Annotated in this window: 20 protein-coding genes; 16 read left to right on the top strand and 4 right to left on the bottom strand. The window is 31.5% G+C overall.

Going from position 1 to position 18,139, the window contains the following annotated elements; all coding sequences use genetic code 11:
- Nucleotides 1-42 precede the first annotated feature (42 nt).
- From Q0935_RS01205 to Q0935_RS01220, 4 genes are all read right to left on the bottom strand, one after another.
- Complete coding sequence (locus Q0935_RS01205; protein WP_299381692.1) at nucleotides 43-630, bottom strand: thiamine phosphate synthase; 588 nt, start codon at nucleotides 628-630, stop codon at nucleotides 43-45.
- Between the two features lie 127 nt (nucleotides 631-757).
- Entirely contained in the window at nucleotides 758-1,495 is a 738-nt protein-coding gene (locus Q0935_RS01210) for a hypothetical protein (RefSeq protein WP_299381694.1), read from the bottom strand.
- Nucleotides 1,496-1,643: 148 nt separating this feature from the next.
- The gene (locus Q0935_RS01215) at nucleotides 1,644-2,291 is read right to left on the bottom strand and encodes a LysE family transporter (protein ID WP_299247887.1); all 648 of its coding nucleotides are present in this window, start codon (nucleotides 2,289-2,291) and stop codon (nucleotides 1,644-1,646) included.
- A 90-nt stretch (nucleotides 2,292-2,381) separates the two neighbouring features.
- A complete protein-coding gene (locus Q0935_RS01220; RefSeq protein WP_299381695.1) occupies nucleotides 2,382-3,278 on the bottom strand; it encodes an AraC family transcriptional regulator in 897 nt (298 codons plus the stop codon).
- 186 nt (nucleotides 3,279-3,464) lie between these two features.
- On the opposite strand from Q0935_RS01220, the gene Q0935_RS01225 reads away from it, so the two are divergent.
- The 16 genes from Q0935_RS01225 (at nucleotide 3,465) to Q0935_RS01300 (ending at nucleotide 18,136) form a co-directional block, all read left to right on the top strand.
- Entirely contained in the window at nucleotides 3,465-3,764 is a 300-nt protein-coding gene (locus Q0935_RS01225; protein ID WP_299247882.1) for a putative quinol monooxygenase, read from the top strand.
- An 83-nt stretch (nucleotides 3,765-3,847) separates the two neighbouring features.
- Nucleotides 3,848-5,356: a BCCT family transporter gene (locus tag Q0935_RS01230; protein WP_299381697.1), complete on the top strand. Its 1,509-nt coding sequence runs from the start codon at nucleotides 3,848-3,850 to the stop codon at nucleotides 5,354-5,356.
- Between the two features lie 51 nt (nucleotides 5,357-5,407).
- On the top strand, nucleotides 5,408-6,037 hold the full coding sequence (locus Q0935_RS01235) for an alpha-ketoglutarate-dependent dioxygenase AlkB (protein ID WP_299381699.1): 630 nt from the start codon (nucleotides 5,408-5,410) through the stop codon (nucleotides 6,035-6,037).
- A 213-nt stretch (nucleotides 6,038-6,250) separates the two neighbouring features.
- On the top strand, nucleotides 6,251-6,925 hold the full coding sequence (locus Q0935_RS01240; RefSeq protein ID WP_299381701.1) for an NAD(P)H-dependent oxidoreductase: 675 nt from the start codon (nucleotides 6,251-6,253) through the stop codon (nucleotides 6,923-6,925).
- A gap of 26 nt (nucleotides 6,926-6,951) precedes the next feature.
- On the top strand, nucleotides 6,952-7,959 hold the full coding sequence (locus Q0935_RS01245) for a zinc-binding alcohol dehydrogenase family protein (protein ID WP_299381703.1): 1,008 nt from the start codon (nucleotides 6,952-6,954) through the stop codon (nucleotides 7,957-7,959).
- 154 nt (nucleotides 7,960-8,113) lie between these two features.
- On the top strand, nucleotides 8,114-8,587 hold the full coding sequence (locus tag Q0935_RS01250; RefSeq protein ID WP_299247863.1) for a cupin domain-containing protein: 474 nt from the start codon (nucleotides 8,114-8,116) through the stop codon (nucleotides 8,585-8,587).
- Nucleotides 8,588-8,725: 138 nt separating this feature from the next.
- Nucleotides 8,726-9,832 carry an L-dopachrome tautomerase-related protein gene (locus Q0935_RS01255; RefSeq protein ID WP_299381704.1) on the top strand — a complete coding sequence of 369 codons (1,107 nt, stop codon included), beginning with the start codon at nucleotides 8,726-8,728 and terminating at the stop codon, nucleotides 9,830-9,832.
- 120 nt (nucleotides 9,833-9,952) lie between these two features.
- Nucleotides 9,953-10,816 (top strand): AraC family transcriptional regulator, encoded by an 864-nt coding sequence (locus tag Q0935_RS01260; RefSeq protein WP_299381706.1) that lies wholly within the window; start codon nucleotides 9,953-9,955, stop codon nucleotides 10,814-10,816.
- Nucleotides 10,817-10,940: 124 nt separating this feature from the next.
- A complete protein-coding gene (locus Q0935_RS01265) occupies nucleotides 10,941-11,786 on the top strand; it encodes an enoyl-CoA hydratase/isomerase family protein (protein WP_299381708.1) in 846 nt (281 codons plus the stop codon).
- Between the two features lie 12 nt (nucleotides 11,787-11,798).
- Nucleotides 11,799-12,200, top strand: coding sequence for a nuclear transport factor 2 family protein (locus Q0935_RS01270; RefSeq protein ID WP_299381710.1), 402 nt, complete (start codon nucleotides 11,799-11,801; stop codon nucleotides 12,198-12,200).
- Between the two features lie 59 nt (nucleotides 12,201-12,259).
- Nucleotides 12,260-12,610 (top strand): antibiotic biosynthesis monooxygenase, encoded by a 351-nt coding sequence (locus Q0935_RS01275; RefSeq protein WP_282031410.1) that lies wholly within the window; start codon nucleotides 12,260-12,262, stop codon nucleotides 12,608-12,610.
- A 199-nt stretch (nucleotides 12,611-12,809) separates the two neighbouring features.
- Complete coding sequence (locus Q0935_RS01280) at nucleotides 12,810-13,763, top strand: 2OG-Fe(II) oxygenase (RefSeq protein WP_299381712.1); 954 nt, start codon at nucleotides 12,810-12,812, stop codon at nucleotides 13,761-13,763.
- A gap of 186 nt (nucleotides 13,764-13,949) precedes the next feature.
- Nucleotides 13,950-14,771, top strand: coding sequence for an SDR family NAD(P)-dependent oxidoreductase (locus tag Q0935_RS01285; RefSeq protein ID WP_299381714.1), 822 nt, complete (start codon nucleotides 13,950-13,952; stop codon nucleotides 14,769-14,771).
- A 181-nt stretch (nucleotides 14,772-14,952) separates the two neighbouring features.
- Nucleotides 14,953-15,576, top strand: a complete 624-nt coding sequence (locus Q0935_RS01290) for a MarC family protein (protein WP_299247852.1) — start codon at nucleotides 14,953-14,955, stop codon at nucleotides 15,574-15,576.
- Nucleotides 15,577-15,645: 69 nt separating this feature from the next.
- Nucleotides 15,646-16,242: an NAD(P)H-dependent oxidoreductase gene (locus Q0935_RS01295; RefSeq protein WP_299381716.1), complete on the top strand. Its 597-nt coding sequence runs from the start codon at nucleotides 15,646-15,648 to the stop codon at nucleotides 16,240-16,242.
- Between the two features lie 4 nt (nucleotides 16,243-16,246).
- On the top strand, nucleotides 16,247-18,136 hold the full coding sequence (locus tag Q0935_RS01300; RefSeq protein WP_299381718.1) for a monovalent cation:proton antiporter-2 (CPA2) family protein: 1,890 nt from the start codon (nucleotides 16,247-16,249) through the stop codon (nucleotides 18,134-18,136).
- Nucleotides 18,137-18,139: the final 3 nt, after the last annotated feature.

Consider the following 18,139-nt stretch of genomic DNA (forward strand, 5'->3'; position numbering starts at 1 on the left):
TGTTATTGGTAATTCCTTTTAGGTGTTGTTTTTTTTGTAAAATTATTTAAAATGAAGTTTCATTTTCTTGAAAACAGCTACGGGTGTATCGCTTTTCCATATACCTCCCAAAACACCAACTCCATTATAGCCTAATGTATCGAATGCAGGTAAATTATCTACTGTAACACCTCCCATACCAATAATTGTTTTATCAATAGCATTAACATTAAAACCACGACCATTATAACCTTCTTTAGATATAGAAGAAAATACAGGACTTAATAAGTGATAATCAAATTCAAAATAGCAATCTTCAAGGTCTTTTGGCTCATGAAAGGACGAACTTATAGTTTTTCCAAAAAGATTAAGATTTTTAAAGTAACGACCCGGATTATCTATATTATCAATTCTTTTTTGTTCTTGAAAATGAATACCTTTTAAGTTAAAGTCGTTAACTAACTCATGGTGATAGTGCACAACTATTTTATTATGATATTGTTTATCTATTTTGTTTAAATAATCGCAATGTGCTTGGTAATCTTTATCAGGCTTTCTTAAATGATAGTATTCTAAGCCTTCTTGAAATAACTGATTAAGAATCTCTATTTCGTTTGGGATATCATTTTCGGGTGCTATTATAACTATCATTATTTAATACTTTTCTTATTTTGCAAAGATACCTCAGATTCTTCATATTTAGAGACTAGTTAAGGCAGAATATTGTAATAAAGAAGATGCTTGTAGTAGCTTTTCTTTGTTTAGCTAAGAATAAATATTAAAAAAACTTTTTCTTAATATTCTCTGGCTTTATAACTTTAGTTTTTACAATAAAGTACATAAACAGATAAATAGCCATCATGTGGCAAATAATAATAAGCACAGTAAAAGTTCTGCTAAAGTGTAAGAATTCATTAATTGAGACTAATACAACTTGAAAAAAAGTAAAAAGACCAGAAGCAAGTAAAATAGGGCTATTTTTATAGTTGTCATTTAAATAAACAATAGCAAATGTAATAGTGTAAACTATTAAACTTAATGCACATAAAAAGACAAAAAACAAATGATTATTTGGTATAGAATTGACTAATAATTTTAAAATAGAATATAAAATATAAGAAATTAAAACAATGCTAATTATTACCGAAATAGATGGTAAAGATCTTAATTTGCCTGCATGTAAGTATTTTTTAAGACTAAAAGCACAGCATATTAAATATATTGAAGTTAATGTTGCAATCGCACCAAAACAGTCTTCAAAGCAGTAAAAGGATAATATATCCGATGCTAACGTTGCTAGTAAAGCACATATAAAAACTGGGTTAGCCTTTTTTTTAGTAAGGTATATGTATTTAAAAAGAAGAGTACTAATTACAATAGGTAATACAAATATTAATTTCGTTTTACCAAAAACAATACTTACAATAATTGCCGCCAAAAAAGAAACGTATAGTATAACATCTATAACATTCGTAATTTTAAAAAAAGGAGTGTTTATAGATTTTTTTACCTTCATTAGTGGCTTTTTTCCATTACTATCAAATCAAATATATCAATTAGTTTTTTAAAAATGAATAGAATTTAATTAATATCAGTTATAAAGAATAACCCTAAATAACAGGGCTATAAGTTTTATAAATAGAAAGTTACGCAAAAAAAAACATTTAATTGTAGAATAATTTAGTAAACTGAAAGATAGAAACACAAATTAAGAGCGCTCCAATAATTCTATTAATTCGTGTGGTAATGTTTTTCATTTTTGTTTTTAGGATGTGGCTAAATTTTCCATAACCATAAAGTGTGACTACTTTTCCAAAAAATACGCCATTTAAAAACAAAATTAATAAAAGTAAATCGATGTCTGTATTTAAATAAAGCATCTTTTTGTTTAAAAAAGAAATGACTAATATCCAATAAATTAACACGGTTGGATTAATTAAACCGAGTATAAAACCCAACATTCGTTTAGAGATATTATGTCTTTTTTTTATAATAATACATTCTTCGTTTTCATCTTTCACACATTCTTTTCTGCCTAAAACAAGAACAATACCAACAGTTAATAATATAAAAGCAATTGTGTATTGTAGCCAAACATTTGTACTTATAAAATTTTCAATTTGCACATTAAAGAGAATAGCAATAGAAACTAAAATTAATTCTGCTAATGCTGCTGTGTAAACAATTTTTAAAGCATTCTGAATATTCTCTTTTATTGTCGTGTTAATTACGGCAACATTTGTTGTTCCTAGTGGTAAGGCTCCAATTATGGCTGTAATTAGACCTAGTAAAAAGTAAATTAATACATTCATGTGTTATCTAGCTTTCGAATATGTGTAAATAGGTCGTTGTTAAATGAATTAGCTTTCAAATAATAAATCCATTAAATACACGTATTTCTATCAAGCCTTGTTGCTAGAAGAGCAAGCACCTCTTTTTAGTAACATATACTCTCCATTATTTTTAAACTCACGTATTGAAGTTCCAGCGTAGCGTTTGAAGGTTTTAGATAAATGACTAACATCTGTAAATCCTAACTCGTCAGCAATTTGAGTTAATGTAAAATCGGAGTTTAGTAGTCTTATTTCTACTAATTTGAGCTTCGCTTTAATAATGTATTCACGTAAAGGCATATTAACTTGTTTTTTAAAAAACTCGCTAACATAAGTTGGAGACATCATAAAGACATCGGACAGATTTTCGACTTTAAGCAACTCTGTTTTATCAATATTTTCATTAATATAAGTTAGCATTTTTGTAATTCTATCATCCGAATTATTTTTAGGTAATTCAAAATAGCTTCCTTTTTTTATGTTCCTAATTAGTATTTCAAGAATGCTAGTCATTAGGCTTGTCACAAGGTTTATAGACGATTCTCCGTAGTTTCTAGATTCTTGTAAAATCATACTTATTAAGCTTTCTAGATGGTTTCTATCTACATCATTCTTAATAATATCTCCTGGTAATTGGTTGTAATTTGATAAGATATAAGAGGCTTCTTTAAACCATTCATTTCTATCAATAGTAATGCGATTTATGTTTTTAAAGAATGAATCTGTAAATTTAAGAAACACAAATTGTGTAGGTTGCGCTATTGTAAATGAGTGGCATTTTAAAGGTGGTAACAAAAAGATGCTGCCTTTATTATAGGCGTGCTCGTTGTAGTTAATACATTGCGTTCCTGTACCATTTTTAACTAAAACCAATTCAAAAAAGTTGTTTTTAACAGGGCGTTGTTTCCAATCTATTAATTCTATTTCTTGTATTTCGAAAGGTTTAAAAGCTTCAATTACTTGCATTTTTGTCTGATTGTTTACAATTTCTATTCAAATTTAGAAAAAAAAGAAATAACAGCCTGGTTTTTTATACTCATAACCTTTATTTATACATTAATATCCATTTAAAGTACATTAAAAGGGTTCAGTTCAATCATACCTTTGTATTGTATTTGAGACTAATCTTAAATCCATTTAAATATTTTACTCATGAAAAAATCGTATTTAACAATTGTTGCAAGAATTTTAGTAAAAGAGGAGCATAGAGCGTTTGTAAAAACAGAACTATTAAAACTTTTAGATGTGACTAGAGCAGAGGAAGGTAATATAAGTTATGATCTACATCAGGATAATGATAATCCAAACTTCTTTATATTTCATGAAAAATGGGTGAATCGTGAGTTATGGCAAAAACATATGGGTAATAAATATTTAGCGCACTATTTAAAAGTAACAGAAGGTAAGGTTGACGAGTTTATTTTAAATGAAATGACAGAAACAGTAAATTAGAAAACCATACAGTTATAAATTATTTAATAGGGATTAGGATTTAAATTCTAATCCCTATTTTTGAATAAATCAAAACAGCTTTAATGTTTAAACACCTTCAAAAACACTCCATTTTATCAATATCAGTAAGTATCATATTTGCGTGTACATTGGTTGTGTTTTTTGCTACCGAAGCTAGTTATAATGCTATTGAAAGTGCTTCATTATGGGTGCGTAACTATTTTGGATATTTTTATCTGTATTTAGGTTTTGGTTGTGTTTTGGCACTTTTGTTAATTGCGTTTTCAAAATATGGACGAATAAAACTAGGAAAGCCATCGTCTAAACCAGAATACTCTTTATGGTCTTGGACGGCTATGCTTTATAGTGCAGGAATGGGATCTGGTATTTTGTTAAGAGCAGTACAAGAACCTGTTTTTATGCAACAAAATCCGCCTTTTACTTCTGGTTTATCTGCGCAAACCGTCGCTTTAGAGTTTACGTTTTACCAATGGGGACTTACAGCGTGGGCTTTTTATGGCCTTTTTGCAGTAATTGTTGGGTACGCCTTACATGTTAAGAAAAAGAGGGTGAGAATAAGCGCAACTATAGAAGACGATATTAAAAGCAAGACCTTAAAAAACAGTGTAGATGTTATAACTATTATAACGACTGTTTTTGGTTTGGTGGCTGCAATCGGATTAGGAACAACCCAGATTAATGGTGGTTTAAATCATATTTCAAATCAAGATTTTGGACTAATAACTACAATTTTGCTATGTGTGTTTATTTCTACTGTGGCTTGTTATTCTGCTTGGCAAGGTGTTAATAAAGGGATTAAAATATTCTCGAACCTAAATATCATTGTCACTTTTGCCATCTTGTTGTTTATCTTTTTTACTAGTGATGTAAAACAAATTTTAATAGCATTTTTCACATCTACATATCATTATATAATCGATTTTGTGCCCATGAGTTTAGCGCTTGGCGATTATAATCCTGGTTTAGAATTCTTAACCGGTTGGACATTTTACTATTGGGCCTTTTGGTTAGCATGGGCACCATTTACAGGTATATTTATTGCGCGTATTTCTAAAGGTCGTACCATTAGACAACTGCTATTGGGTGTTTTAATTATTCCGTCTTTGGGGACTTTTTTCTGGTTTTCCGTTTTCGGAACCTCTGCCTTTCAATTAATAGAACAATGGGGAACTTATAATAATGAATTTAGCAACGTGTTTTCTTCCATTTTTGTATTCTTTGAACATTATCCGTTTGCGACATTTTTAAATATAACTTCAATTATATTATTGATCAGCTTTTTAATTACTTCTGTAGATTCGGCAGTATTTGTATTAAGTATGTTTACAGATAAAGGCGCTAAAAATCCAAGTAAAGTACATCGTGTTATCTGGTCTGTTTTTATTTTATTAGCTACAATAGCTTTAGTATTGTTGGGTAATATTAAGGCAGATATCAATGTTTTAGAAGCAGTACAACGTTTACTGATAATCACGTCGTTACCGTTCGCTTTCTTTATTATAATTATGTTGATTCTTTTTGTTAAAGACCTAAGGAAAAACAAAGCAATACCTAGTAAAATAGAGCAGTAATTACTGTAAGTTTTTAGTCCTATTTTCGATTAATATATAAACAATAAAAGTATGGATGTGTTTAATCAACCTAACTTATTTTCTACAGATCAAGTCGTAAAAACAGTATTTGATTTACCAGGTGCAGATGTTACTTTATTCGAAAATTTCTTCAGCATAGAAGAAAGTAATGCCTTATATACAAGCCTATTAAATGATACAACTTGGGAGCAGGACCAAATGGCTATTTATGGTAAGCAAATAGATTTACCTAGACTTACAGCATGGTATGGTGATACGGATTTAGAAGTTGCTTATGTTGGAAAAACAACAAAGTTACGTCCTTGGACTGCAGAATTAATTAAAATCAAGGAACGTATAGAGCAGGAGGTCGATATCAAGTTTACACGCTGCTTACTTAATTATTATCGCGACGGAAAGGATAGTGTAGATTGGCATCAAGATTATGAAGTCGGTAAACGTAAAAACACGGTAATTGGATCGGTAACTTTAGGAGCCACACGACCGTTTCAGTTAAAACACGCCACACGCAAAGATTTAAAACGTATCGAAATTCCGTTAGCCCACGGTAGCATGTTAATAATGCAGGGTGCTACACAAGAAAACTGGAAACACAAAATCCCTAAAACAGTAAAACCTATTCTACCAAGAATTAACTTAACCTTTAGATGGGTTCAGTAATGTTTTTTGGTATTAATAAAGGATTACGATGGTTTTAAAAGTATAAATGGTTGGCTATAGTTGGGTTATTTCATAAAAATTAAGAAATATTTATGTTTTTTAAAGTCTAAAACCTCCATTTATACCTAATTCACCTTTGTTTATACTTCAATTTACCTGTGCACTGGTTTTATCTTTGTATCAAATTTAAAACTAATCATTAAAACATATAAAATGAATACACCAAACATAGCAAAAGAAGATATATTAAACGCTTTTAATTTTAGACATGCAACGAAGGAATTTGATGCCACTAAAAAGGTTTCAGATGAGGACATGAAATTCATCCTAGAAACAGCACATTTATCACCAAGTTCATTTGGTTTCGAGCCTTGGCATTTTATCGTAGTTCAGGATAAAGAATTACGTGAGTTATTAAAACCTGTAGCTTGGGGAGCACCTTTAAAATTGGATACTGCTAGTCATTTTGTATTAGGTTTAAGTATGAAAGCACCTATGGTTAAACATGATTCAGAATATATTATGCACATGATGAAGGATGTAAAACAATTACCACAAGTGGTTATTGATATGTATTCTACATTTTATAGAGAGTTTCAAGAGCGTGATTTCGATTTAGATACAGACAAAAAGTTATTCGATTGGTCTTCTAAACAAACCTACATTGCTTTAGGAAATATGATGACAGCTGCTGCTTTAACAGGAATTGATTCTTGTCCAATTGAAGGATTTCATCAAGAAAAAGCAGAAGCGTTATTAAAAGAAAAATTCGGCGTAGATACAGATAAATACGGTTTGTCATTTATGGTTGCTTTTGGTTACAGAAAATCAGATCCAGAATTCGGAAAATCAAGACGTAATTTTGAAGATATCGTAACATTCAAGTAAGCAATTCCATCTAAAAAACACAAAAAATGAAAGCTATAGGATATAAAGAGAATCTTCCAATTGAAGATGTTAACTCGCTACAAGACATAGAATTAAACACGCCAAAAGCTGCTGGAAGAGATATTTTAGTAGAAATAAAAGCCATTTCTGTAAACCCTGCAGATTACAAAGTACGTGCAGGAATGCCAGTAGAAGGTGACGATTGGAAAGTTATTGGATGGGATGCTACCGGAATTGTAAAAGAAATTGGAGAGGATGTCTCTTTATTTAAAGTTGGTGACGAAGTTTGGTATGCAGGAGATTTTACACGTCAAGGAAGTTATGCACAATACCAAGTTGTAGACGAACGTATTGTTGGTAAAAAACCTTCAAGTTTATCTTTTCCTGAAGCTGCTGCTTTACCATTAACATCGCTTACTGCTTACGAACTATTGTTTGATAGATTACAGGTTTCTAAAGACGATGCTAGCAAATCTATTTTAGTTATTGGTGCTGCTGGAGGTGTTGGCTCTATATTAGTGCAATTAGCTAAAAAGCTAACAAAACTGAATATTATTGGTACGGCTTCTCGCGAAGAAACTACAGATTGGTTAAAAGAATTGGGTGCAGATGCTGTAATAAATCACAGAAATAAATTAAGTGAAGAGTTTGAGAAATACAATTTAGCTGCACCAGATTATATTGTGAGTTTAAATGCAACCGAACAGCATGCAGATGAGATTGTTAAAGTAATAAAACCACAAGGAAGATTTGGTTTTATTGACGATCCAAAAACGTTTAATGTGATGCCTTTTAAATTAAAATCGGTTTCAACACATTGGGAATTTATGTTCACACGATCTATGTTTCAAACCGAAGATATGATAGAACAGCACCATATTTTAAATGAAGTCTCTAGTTTAATTGACAACGGAACGATTAAAACCACTTTAGGTGAAAACTTTGGAGTTATTAATGCAGAAAACCTTCGTAAAGCACATGCATTCCTGGAAACAGGAAAAGCAAAAGGTAAAATTGTTTTAGAAGGATTTTAGTTTAATAGCGAACTGAAATTTTAATTACATCGTCACTTCGAGTGAATTTTGAGGTACGAGACATTAGTGTCGAGAAGTTTATTAACTCTAATGGTTCTCGAGACAAAATTCTAGAAGAGAATTTCACTCGAACGGACAAAAAAAAATATAAAAAATGAATTTGAAATCCATTATGGCTGCATTAGCAGTAACAGTACTGTTTGTTGGTAATACTGCAAATGCGCAAGTAACAACCAAAGATTCTATAGCCACTTCAAAAGTGCAACATTTCAATTTTGACGACATGGAATCAGAAACTATTGGAGAAGGAATCAAACGTAAATGGTTTCATGGTGAAAAAGGACAGATGACCATTTTTAATTTAGAAAAAGACGCTCATATTCCTTGGCACCAACATCCAAACGAACAGATTACTTATATCATGTCTGGTAAAGTAAAAATCAAAACCATTATTGATGGTAAAGAAACGTTTGTAGAAGTTGGAGCAGGAGAAGTAATTGTGTTTCCAGAAAATGTACCGCATGAGTTTTGGGCTTTAGAAGAAACAGTAGATTTAGATGTACATGTTCCTGTCCGTGAAGATTGGTTATCCAAAGAATTACCAGAGTATTTAAAAAAGAGCAAGTAAAACTTTAAAATAACGTCACTTCTAGTGAATTTTGAGACACGAGAAATTAGTATCGAGAAGTTTGGGTAACGAAAAAGTTCTTGATACAAAATTCTGAAAAAGAATTTCACTCGAACTGACGTCATAATTATATTCAAGATGAAAAATATTAGTTTCTTATTAATTTTAATCACATCTGTTATGTCCATAAAAGGACAAAACACAGTAGGTGAAACCGAAGTTTTTGCAACTACAGCGCAAGCAGTTGGTAATATTACGTTTACTGATAGTGGCGATTTAGTGTATAGTCATCATCCTTTTTTCTCACCAGAAAATAGAGTGATGATCATGGATGCCAAAACAAAAACAAGCAAACCGTTTCCTAATAAAGCCTGGAATACGCCACGAACTACAGACGATAATTATCTAAGTAATGTGTTAGGTATTAGAAACGATGAAAACGGAATTGTTTGGATGCTAGATATGGCGCAACGTGATAATGTAACGCCTAAAATAGTGGGTTGGAACACAAAAACTAATCAGCTAGAACGTATTTATTATTTACCAAAATCGTCAGTACCAAAGCATGCACAACCAAATGATATGGTTGTAGATACTAAAAACGGTTATTTTATAATTGCAGATGAAGGTATTGGAAATGGAGGAGATGGTACAAATGCTGCATTTATTATTGTAGACATGAAAACGGGTAAAACACGTCGTTTATTAGAAGGTACACGCACAACATTACCAGAAAACACACCAACAGTAATTAACGGTAAACATTTAGCGGTTAACGGTAAAGATTTGTTGGTAGGAAATGATGGTATTACTGCCGATGCTAATTTTGAATACATTTATTATGGTCCGTTAAACGGAACTAAAATTTACAGAATTAAAACGTTAGATTTAGTAAATGAAGCACTAACAGAAGAAGCATTAGATAGTAAAATTGAAACCTATTCCGAAAAACCAAACAACGGCGGAATGAGTATCGATACAGCAGGCAATATTTATTTAACAGCTTTAGAAACCAATAGTGTTGCTGTAGTTTTGGCAAAAGATAAAAGTGTAAAAACCATGGTGAAAGATTCTAACATGGTTTGGCCAGATGGTGTAAGCTACAATCATGTAGACGGTTATATGTATGTGTCCGCTGCCCAGGTAAACAAAGGTGCTGCGTTTAATGATGGTAAAGATTTATCTACAAAACCATTTTACATTTTCAGGTTTAAGCCTATTACAACAGGTGTTTCTTTTAGATAATTTATGAATTGATTAATAGTTGAATCCCTTTTATTATTATTATTATTAAATAAGAAGAGAAGCCACTGTTTAAGTGGCTTTTTCTATTTACAAAATGTTTAACTTAAGAAAAAGCAAATTATGCCAAGAACTATCATCGAGAATATTGTTATTGCAGAATATAAAAAGCAAACCTTTTTTGACTTTTGTAAGTATACTACCATTCGTTTTTTTGAAATTGTTTATTTTGAAGAAGGCACAGGAACTATAAAGATTAATGGAAAAATGGTGAACTATACCTCAAATAGTGTGTTCGTTTTTGTTCCAGATGATATTTACATTGTTAATCCGGAAACACCAACATCTACGGTTGCTATCAAATTTTTAAAGAGTTTTTTCAGAAATACGAATACGCAAAACGATACTCTTCCTGTTAACGATTGGTTTCGTAAAATTGAAGGTATTTTAAATAGCGAAAGTCACCAACTACGTGAAATGCAGTTTGAAACAGAATCAGACAAACTACATTTAGTGTCTTTAATTAAAATGGTTTCTACTGAAAATTTGAAAAAACAATCCTATGATCTATTCATCATTCAAAATTCATTATCAGTTATTCTTCATTTGATTGCTAGAAACATTCAGTTTTTAAATACCGATAGGACTGCCAAGGTTGTGGAGTCTTCAAAAATTCAGCAAATCATAAATTTTATTCATACAAATATTTATAATTCAGATTTGTTATCTACTAGAAGTCTTGCAGAAGAATTTCATATGGCAGATAATTATATGAGCGAGTATTTTAAAAAGCATACAGACATTAGCCTAAAAAAGTACATCATTAATTATAAATTGAAGTTAGTAGAAACACGACTTAAATATACAGATTTACAATTCTCAGAAATAGCAATCGAACTCGGTTTTACAGATTCTAGTCATTTAAATAAAACTTTTTTAGCCTATATAGGCATTACTATTGGTGCTTTTAAGGCTGCTTTAGCCTAAGTTTTTACTAATAACCTTGTTTTTTACTAATAGTGCTTTGTTTTATACCAAATTAAACCTTGGTTCCTCCTGTAAATTTGCAGTGTAATTAAAACACAACACTAATAATTTAAAACATAACACCATGAAAACAACAGGATTTAAAACATTTAAAGTAGCAGTAAAAGAAGGACAAGCTTGGGTAACTTTTGATAACCCACCAGTAAATATTCAGGATATTCCAATGATCAAAGAGTTGGATGATTTAGCAGCATCTTTAGAAGAGGACAGAAGTATTAAAGTAGTCGTTTTTCAATCTGCTCATCCAGAAATTTTCATAGCGCATGCAGATACTAATTTCTTAAAAGATATGTCTACAACAGCTGTAGCTAGAGAAGATATTGAGTTATTAGACTTACAAAAAGTATTACAACGTATTAGTAAATTACCGCAAATTACCGTTAGTAAAATAGAAGGTTTTGCTAGAGGAGGAGGTCATGAGTTTGCATTAGCTACAGATATGCGATTTGCAGCAAGAGGTAAAGCAGTATTTATGCAAATGGAAGTTGGTATGGGAATTTTACCTTGTGGTGGTGGATCATCTAGAATGGCACGTCAAATTGGTTTAGGTAGAGCTTTAGAAGTTATTTTATCTGCAAAAGATTTTGATGCTGACCAAGCAGAAGCTTACGGACTTATAAATAGAGCTTTAGATGCGGATAAAATTGGCGATTTTGTGGAAGATTTAGTAAATAGAATGTCACAATTTAATTCCGATGCTATCGAAGCTGCAAAACGTACTGTTTATGCATCTATTGATTTACCAATAGAAGATGCTTTAAAAGAGGAAGCCTACTGGTTATACCAAGCAACAAGTAAGTCGCCAGCAATCAAACGTTTTACGTTAGCTGATGATACCGGATTTCAAAATGATATGGAAAACCAAAGAAACTTCGAGACTTTATTAATGGGATTACAAGGTGTAAACTAAAAACTAGAAATTATGAACACAGCACAAAATAAACAAACGATACTTGATTTTTTCGAACGTTTTTCTGCAGGTGATGCTGCAAGCGCTTTAACTTATTTAGATACAGATGCAACATGGCAATCTATGGGAATTAAAGGAGATCTACCAGTTTCAGGAACCATGGATAAAAACGGAATTGGAGAACTTATAAAAATGGTAAAATCTGCTATTCCAAAGGGATTAGAATTAACACCAGTGGGTTGGACTGCAGAAGGAGATAGGGTAGCTGCCGAATTCATTTCCTACGGAAAATTAACCAATGGAAGAGAATATAATAATCCGTATCATTTTTTATTTCAATTTTCTGATGGTAAGATCCTTAGAATAAAAGAATACATGGACACATTACACGTAAAATCAATATTTGTAGACTAATAAAATTTAGTATAAATGCCTCTTGTATAGGAGGCATTTTTTCAATTTAATATCACATTATGAAACTTAATAATAACATAGCTTGGACGGTAGATGGCAAAATAATAAACAAAACCAAATACAAGGAAGCCATGGAAAAAATAACAGCAGCTACATTTAAAGAAGAAGGTTCGCTTAATCACGAATGGTATGTAGCAGAAGATCTGGAAAGCATTCATATTTATGAACGTTACCAAGATGCAGATGCCGCTTTGGCACATTTAAAAGTATGGTCTCAATTTGCAACTCTGTTTTTAGAAGGCGCAACAATGGATAGCTTTAAAGTTTATGGGAATGTAACTCCAGAATTAAAAAGCGCAGTATCTGGCGCAACTAGTATTATGAGTCGTTACGGCGGATTTGTAAAATAATTTCAATAAAATAAAACCTTGAAATATACCTAAACAACCGTTTTTACTACAAAAAAAATAGTACTATCTAAGACTACCTTTGTAGTCAGATTAATTGTTGTTTAAGTATAAATAAGGCGATTAATTAATAGATAAACAGAAATACATAAAAACCAAAATATCCTATTGCGACAGTTTTTGGTAAAAAAATATAAAAACAATGACAAATAAAAATATATTAGAAGAAGCTCGTGCGCTTACTTTACCTTCTCGTGAAGCCTCGTTAAATCGTGAAGCTTCAGTTTCACACTTTTGGAACAATAACCAGAAAATATTGGAAGATGCTTGGGCAGAATGGGAAATTGAAAACAAAGACAATTTACTAGTTCCTAATGAATCACTGCTTGATCCACGCTTACAAAAGGCCATTAAAGAAGCATGGGAAAATCCAGAAAAAGAATCTGCTGTTGCCGATTTATGGGAAGAAATTAGTCCTGGTGTTTATGTTGCTCAGTTTTTTAACCCAGAACGCTTAGCAGATTTTCGCAAATATTTAGAAGCTGTAGTAAATTCAAAAATTCCTAAACGAGCACCATACGGAATACAATTGAATCGTTATGGAATTATGCTTGATCCACGCTCAGAAGGCTATCTTGCAGCACCGAATTTTCAGGCATTTTATAACGATATTATGGACCGTTATATGCGTCCGATTGCACGTTTGTTATTGGGGACTTATGGTTATGACAACCAAACATTTGGTTTTTCTATTCAGTACAATCCAGATAAAGACAAGGATTTAAATGGTCACACAGATGCTTCTGCTGCCACTTTGAATATCAACATTAACTTACCCGATGAAGCATTTACAGGCTCGCAAGTTGATTTTTATGATAAAACCACAGGAAAAACAGTGCAAACTACGTTTGAATCAGGTAAAGCAATAATTCACAGAGGTGATGTAGCACACGCTACGCACCCAATTATTAGTGGGCAACGTAGTAACTTGGTAGTGTGGTTATATGGAGACCGTATGCAAATTCCAAGAGGTGGAGCAAGTAGCTACGGTAGTGTCGATAACTCAGAATCTAAAGCGGTTACATCTGAAATTATTAGTGCTCGTGAGCGTTGGAGTGTGCCAAAGAGTACCAAAGATACCTTTGCACCTTTTTAAAAGGATTAGAAAACGTTTATCTTGCTTTAGGCAATGATTATATGGAAAAATAGCTACTGGACTATTTATTAGAATTTTATAATAAGATTCAAAAAAAACAAGAAAATGTCACCTTGAGCGCAGTCGAAAGGTTTTATAGTTCGCATCTGAACTCAAGGTGATACTTCAATAAAAAAATAAAAAATAATGAGTAAAACAATAATAGTAACAGGAAGTACAGACGGCATTGGAAAGTTAACTGCTTTTAGTTTAGCCGAAAAAGGACATACGGTTTATGTACATGGAAGAAATGCAGTAAAGGTAGACGCGGTTGTTTCAGAAATAAAAACAACAACAAATAATCAGAATATTTATGGTTTAGTTGCTGATTTTTCGGATTTAGAAGCTGTTTCAAAATTAGCAGCACAGATTATAAAGGACATTCCTAAAATAGATATACTAATCAATAATGCAGGGATTTTTAAAACGAAAGACGTTCATAATAAAAACGGATTAGATATCAGAATGATGGTAAATTATTTAGCACCCTATGTGTTGACAAATGCCATATTAGAAAACATAAAGCAATCTGAAGCACCAAGAATTATTAATTTAAGTTCTGCTGCACAAGCACCAGTTTCTGAAGCTGTTTTAATAGGGAAGGAGCAAGACTCTGCAAATAGCACCTATGCGCAAAGTAAATTAGCATTGACGATGTGGAGTTTTAATCTAGCAAAACAAGAGCCAAAAATTACGGTTATAGCAGTTAATCCAGGGTCGTTATTAAATACAAAAATGGCTAATGAAGCCTATGGTCAACATTGGTCTCCAGCAGAAAAAGGAGTGGATATCTTATTAGATTTGACATTGTTTAATGATTATAAAAATGATTCAGGAAAGTATTTTGACAATGATAAAGGTGATCCAAAAGGATACTTTTCTCCAGCGCATCCTGATGCTTATGATGCTTTAAAACTTGAAAAATTACTAAATATAACAAATGAATTAGTAGAAGATAAAATAGCTTAAATTTCTAGTATTCTTAATTTTATAAAAATATATTTTATAGAAATGCTATAATTAATTTGGTAATTAATTGTAGCATTTCTTATATTAAACAACAACATAAAAAAGCACAAAAATAAATCATAATTGGTTTGGTTAAAAAGAAGTAATTCAAGTTCTTTCCAGATTAATAATTTAACACTAAATGGAGAACATTACAACATTTGCAATCACAGTATTTACGGCCTTTTTTGCTATTACGAACCCAATATCAAACATGACTGTTTTTGTATCTTTAACACAAGGTGCAGACAAAAAAACGAAAAGAGAGATTAACAAAAAAGCCAATTTGATTGCTTTTGTAATTGTTACAGTTTTTATTTTATTAGGTAAATATATTTTTGAGTTATTTAATATCAGTATTCCTGCTTTTAAGATTACTGGAGGTATTCTAATATTTTTTATTGGTTTCGATATGCTGCAATCTAAACAGTCTAATGTAAAAAGCTTAAATAATGTTCATGTCGACGAAGATATAGCAGTCTCTCCATTGGCTATTCCAATTTTAGCTGGTCCGGGAACTATTGTAACCGCTATGAATTTTGTATCTAATGCAGCTCCATTACAAATGTTTTTGGTAATAGCTATTTTCGGGTCCATGAGTTTAATTACTTATTTTACTTTTAAATTAAGTGATTTTATTGTGGGATTAGTTGGTCACAATGTAATTTCTGTAATCGGTAAAATTATGGGATTAATAATTGCTATTATTGGTACAGGTATGATTATACAAGGTATTAAAATTTCTTTCGATTTAATAGCTGGATAACACCAGGCTATTTAACGAGTAAAAGTTGTTTTTTAAATTCAATAATCCAGTTTTAACAGATATGTACTAATGAAAAAAATACTAGTCTTATTTTCTCATCCAAAATTTGAAAAATCGAGAGCAAATACAGCATTGGTAAATCATATAAAAGACATTGAAGGTGTAACATTTCATGATTTATACGAACGCTATCCAGATTTCCATATAGACGTTTCAGCAGAAAAAGAACTATTAAATGCACATGATATTATTATCTGGCATCATCCATTCTATTGGTATAGTTGTCCGCCATTAATGAAACAGTGGATTGATATGGTGTTAGAATTTGGTTGGGCTTATGGACCAAATGGAAATGCACTACAAAATAAAACATGTTTAAATGTTATTACTACTGGAGGTTCTAGAAAAGTTTATTGCTCAGAAGGAAGTAATAGTTTTACTGTTCGTCAATTTTTAAGACCATTCGAGCAAACTGCTAACTTATGTGGTATGGAATATTTACCGCCATTTGCAGTAATGGAAACACATAAATTAAGTGATAGCGATTTAAGGAGTTATGCTATTCAATATGGCGATTTAATTACTTTACTTAAAGAAAACCTTTCCAATAATGATTGTGAAGGATTTTCATTTATAAACGATATTCCGAAACTAAATACACAATAATTTTATGACTGGAAGTATACTTTTTGAAGCCATAGTCTTTTTATTAGGTGCAATTATTTGTGTATCTATTGCCAAAAAATTAGGCTTAAGTTCTGTAATTGGCTATCTGTTAGCAGGTGTATTAATAGGGCCTTACGTCTTAGGGTTTATTGGAAAAGAAGGTGAAGATATTTTACACTTTGCAGAATTTGGAGTGGTAGTAATGCTATTTTTAATTGGCTTAGAAATCGAACCAAAGAATTTTTGGAACATGCGAAAAACCATACTTGGTATGGGAGGATTGCAGGTAGGAGGAACCATGTTGCTTTCCTATATTCTATTTGCTTTATTAGGTTTCGATTGGAAAGTAGCCTTAGTAATCTCAATGGCTGTGGCACTATCTTCTACAGCAATTGCCATGCAAACTATAAAAGAAAAAGGCTTGATGAATACTACGTTCGGTACGTCTTCTTTTTCCATTTTATTGTTTCAAGATATTATTGTCATTTTTATGTTAGGTTTTATTCCACTTTTATCTAATGCAGATGATAATGCTTCCGCGGAAAAACATAGTGAACATGCAAATTTATTAGAAACGCTACCTATTGGATTTCAGACTTTAGCCATTCTTTTATCTGTAGTTTTAATCATTGTAGCTGGCCGTTATTTAATTGTTCCAATGCTACGAAAAGTAGCTAAAACAGGTGTTAGAGAATTATTAATTGCTGCTGCTTTATTAATTGTTTTCAGTATTTCATTTTTAATGGAATATGTAGGAATAAGTCCTGCATTAGGAGCTTTTTTAGGTGGAGTAGTACTTTCAAATAGTGAATTTAAACACGAGTTAGAAAGCACTTTAGAGCCTTTTAAAAATTTACTTTTAGGATTGTTTTTTATGGCTGTTGGCGCCTCTATTAACTTTATTGTTATAGCAAATAGTCCCTTAAAAATAGGAGGTGTTTTAATAGCTATTGTTGTTATTAAAGCTCTTGTTTTATTTATCGCTGGTCATGTTTTTAAATTAAAACTAGATCAAAAATTACTACTAACATTCAGTTTAGCGCAAATTGGAGAATTTGCTTTTGTATTATTATCTTTTGCATTTGGTCTTAATATTTTGTCTCAAGATCAAATGGATATGATGCTTGTAATTACAGCATTAAGTATGTCGCTTACACCAATTATTGGTATCATTAATGAACGTTTCATTCTTCCAAAAATAGGTACTAAAGAATCTATAAAACGACCAACGGATCATATTGCAAAATCTCAAAAAATTATATTAGTTGGTTTTGGGCATTTTGGAAGTACTATAGGTCGCTTTTTACGTTCTCATGGTGTAGAAGCAACCATTTTAGATCATGATTCTAACCGTGTCGATTTTCTACGTAAAATGGGATTCGAAGTGTACTATGGAGATGCTACTCGTCTCGATTTATTAGAATCTGCAGGAATTGCAGAAGCTAAAATAATTATTTGTGCTACTAATAAAATAAGTGTTTCTAAAGCTATTAGTAAAATAGTGAAAGAGAAATATCCTCATGTAGAAATGATGATTCGTACTAAAAACCGTTATGATGCTTATGAACTACTTAATCTAGGTCACGAAAACATTTACCGCGAATCTCTAGAAACCTCATTAACTTTAGCTAAGGATGTATTGAGTAGAATGGGTTTCAGAAAATACACACTTAACAGGCAAGTGCAGAATTTTATTAAGTATGATGAAGACAGTTTAAGGCGTCTAGCATCAGAGCCTAAACGAGAAGATGACTACATTTTTAAAGCCAGAAAAGAGTTAGAGCAACAAGAGAAATTTTTAAACGAAGATTTTAAAAGAGGTATTGTAGATTTCGATAGCCATTGGGATAGTGAGCATATTAGAAAAGTTTTAGAAAAAACGAAAGAAGAATAAAAT

This window comes from uncultured Lacinutrix sp., from assembly GCF_947500605.1.
Lineage (GTDB): Bacteria > Bacteroidota > Bacteroidia > Flavobacteriales > Flavobacteriaceae > Lacinutrix.

Bases quoted from the DNA above. Each gene is read 5' to 3' on its own strand.
- Q0935_RS01205 (WP_299381692.1), bottom strand. From the start codon at position 630: ATGATAGTTATAATAGCACCCGAAAATGATATCCCAAACGAAATAGAG.
- Q0935_RS01210 (WP_299381694.1), bottom strand. From the start codon at position 1,495: ATGAAGGTAAAAAAATCTATAAACACTCCTTTTTTTAAAATTACGAAT.
- Q0935_RS01215 (WP_299247887.1), bottom strand. From the start codon at position 2,291: ATGAATGTATTAATTTACTTTTTACTAGGTCTAATTACAGCCATAATT.
- Q0935_RS01220 (WP_299381695.1), bottom strand. From the start codon at position 3,278: ATGCAAGTAATTGAAGCTTTTAAACCTTTCGAAATACAAGAAATAGAA.
- Q0935_RS01225 (WP_299247882.1), top strand. From the start codon at position 3,465: ATGAAAAAATCGTATTTAACAATTGTTGCAAGAATTTTAGTAAAAGAG.
- Q0935_RS01230 (WP_299381697.1), top strand. From the start codon at position 3,848: ATGTTTAAACACCTTCAAAAACACTCCATTTTATCAATATCAGTAAGT.
- Q0935_RS01235 (WP_299381699.1), top strand. From the start codon at position 5,408: ATGGATGTGTTTAATCAACCTAACTTATTTTCTACAGATCAAGTCGTA.
- Q0935_RS01240 (WP_299381701.1), top strand. From the start codon at position 6,251: ATGAATACACCAAACATAGCAAAAGAAGATATATTAAACGCTTTTAAT.
- Q0935_RS01245 (WP_299381703.1), top strand. From the start codon at position 6,952: ATGAAAGCTATAGGATATAAAGAGAATCTTCCAATTGAAGATGTTAAC.
- Q0935_RS01250 (WP_299247863.1), top strand. From the start codon at position 8,114: ATGAATTTGAAATCCATTATGGCTGCATTAGCAGTAACAGTACTGTTT.
- Q0935_RS01255 (WP_299381704.1), top strand. From the start codon at position 8,726: ATGAAAAATATTAGTTTCTTATTAATTTTAATCACATCTGTTATGTCC.
- Q0935_RS01260 (WP_299381706.1), top strand. From the start codon at position 9,953: ATGCCAAGAACTATCATCGAGAATATTGTTATTGCAGAATATAAAAAG.
- Q0935_RS01265 (WP_299381708.1), top strand. From the start codon at position 10,941: ATGAAAACAACAGGATTTAAAACATTTAAAGTAGCAGTAAAAGAAGGA.
- Q0935_RS01270 (WP_299381710.1), top strand. From the start codon at position 11,799: ATGAACACAGCACAAAATAAACAAACGATACTTGATTTTTTCGAACGT.
- Q0935_RS01275 (WP_282031410.1), top strand. From the start codon at position 12,260: ATGAAACTTAATAATAACATAGCTTGGACGGTAGATGGCAAAATAATA.
- Q0935_RS01280 (WP_299381712.1), top strand. From the start codon at position 12,810: ATGACAAATAAAAATATATTAGAAGAAGCTCGTGCGCTTACTTTACCT.
- Q0935_RS01285 (WP_299381714.1), top strand. From the start codon at position 13,950: ATGAGTAAAACAATAATAGTAACAGGAAGTACAGACGGCATTGGAAAG.
- Q0935_RS01290 (WP_299247852.1), top strand. From the start codon at position 14,953: ATGGAGAACATTACAACATTTGCAATCACAGTATTTACGGCCTTTTTT.
- Q0935_RS01295 (WP_299381716.1), top strand. From the start codon at position 15,646: ATGAAAAAAATACTAGTCTTATTTTCTCATCCAAAATTTGAAAAATCG.
- Q0935_RS01300 (WP_299381718.1), top strand. From the start codon at position 16,247: ATGACTGGAAGTATACTTTTTGAAGCCATAGTCTTTTTATTAGGTGCA.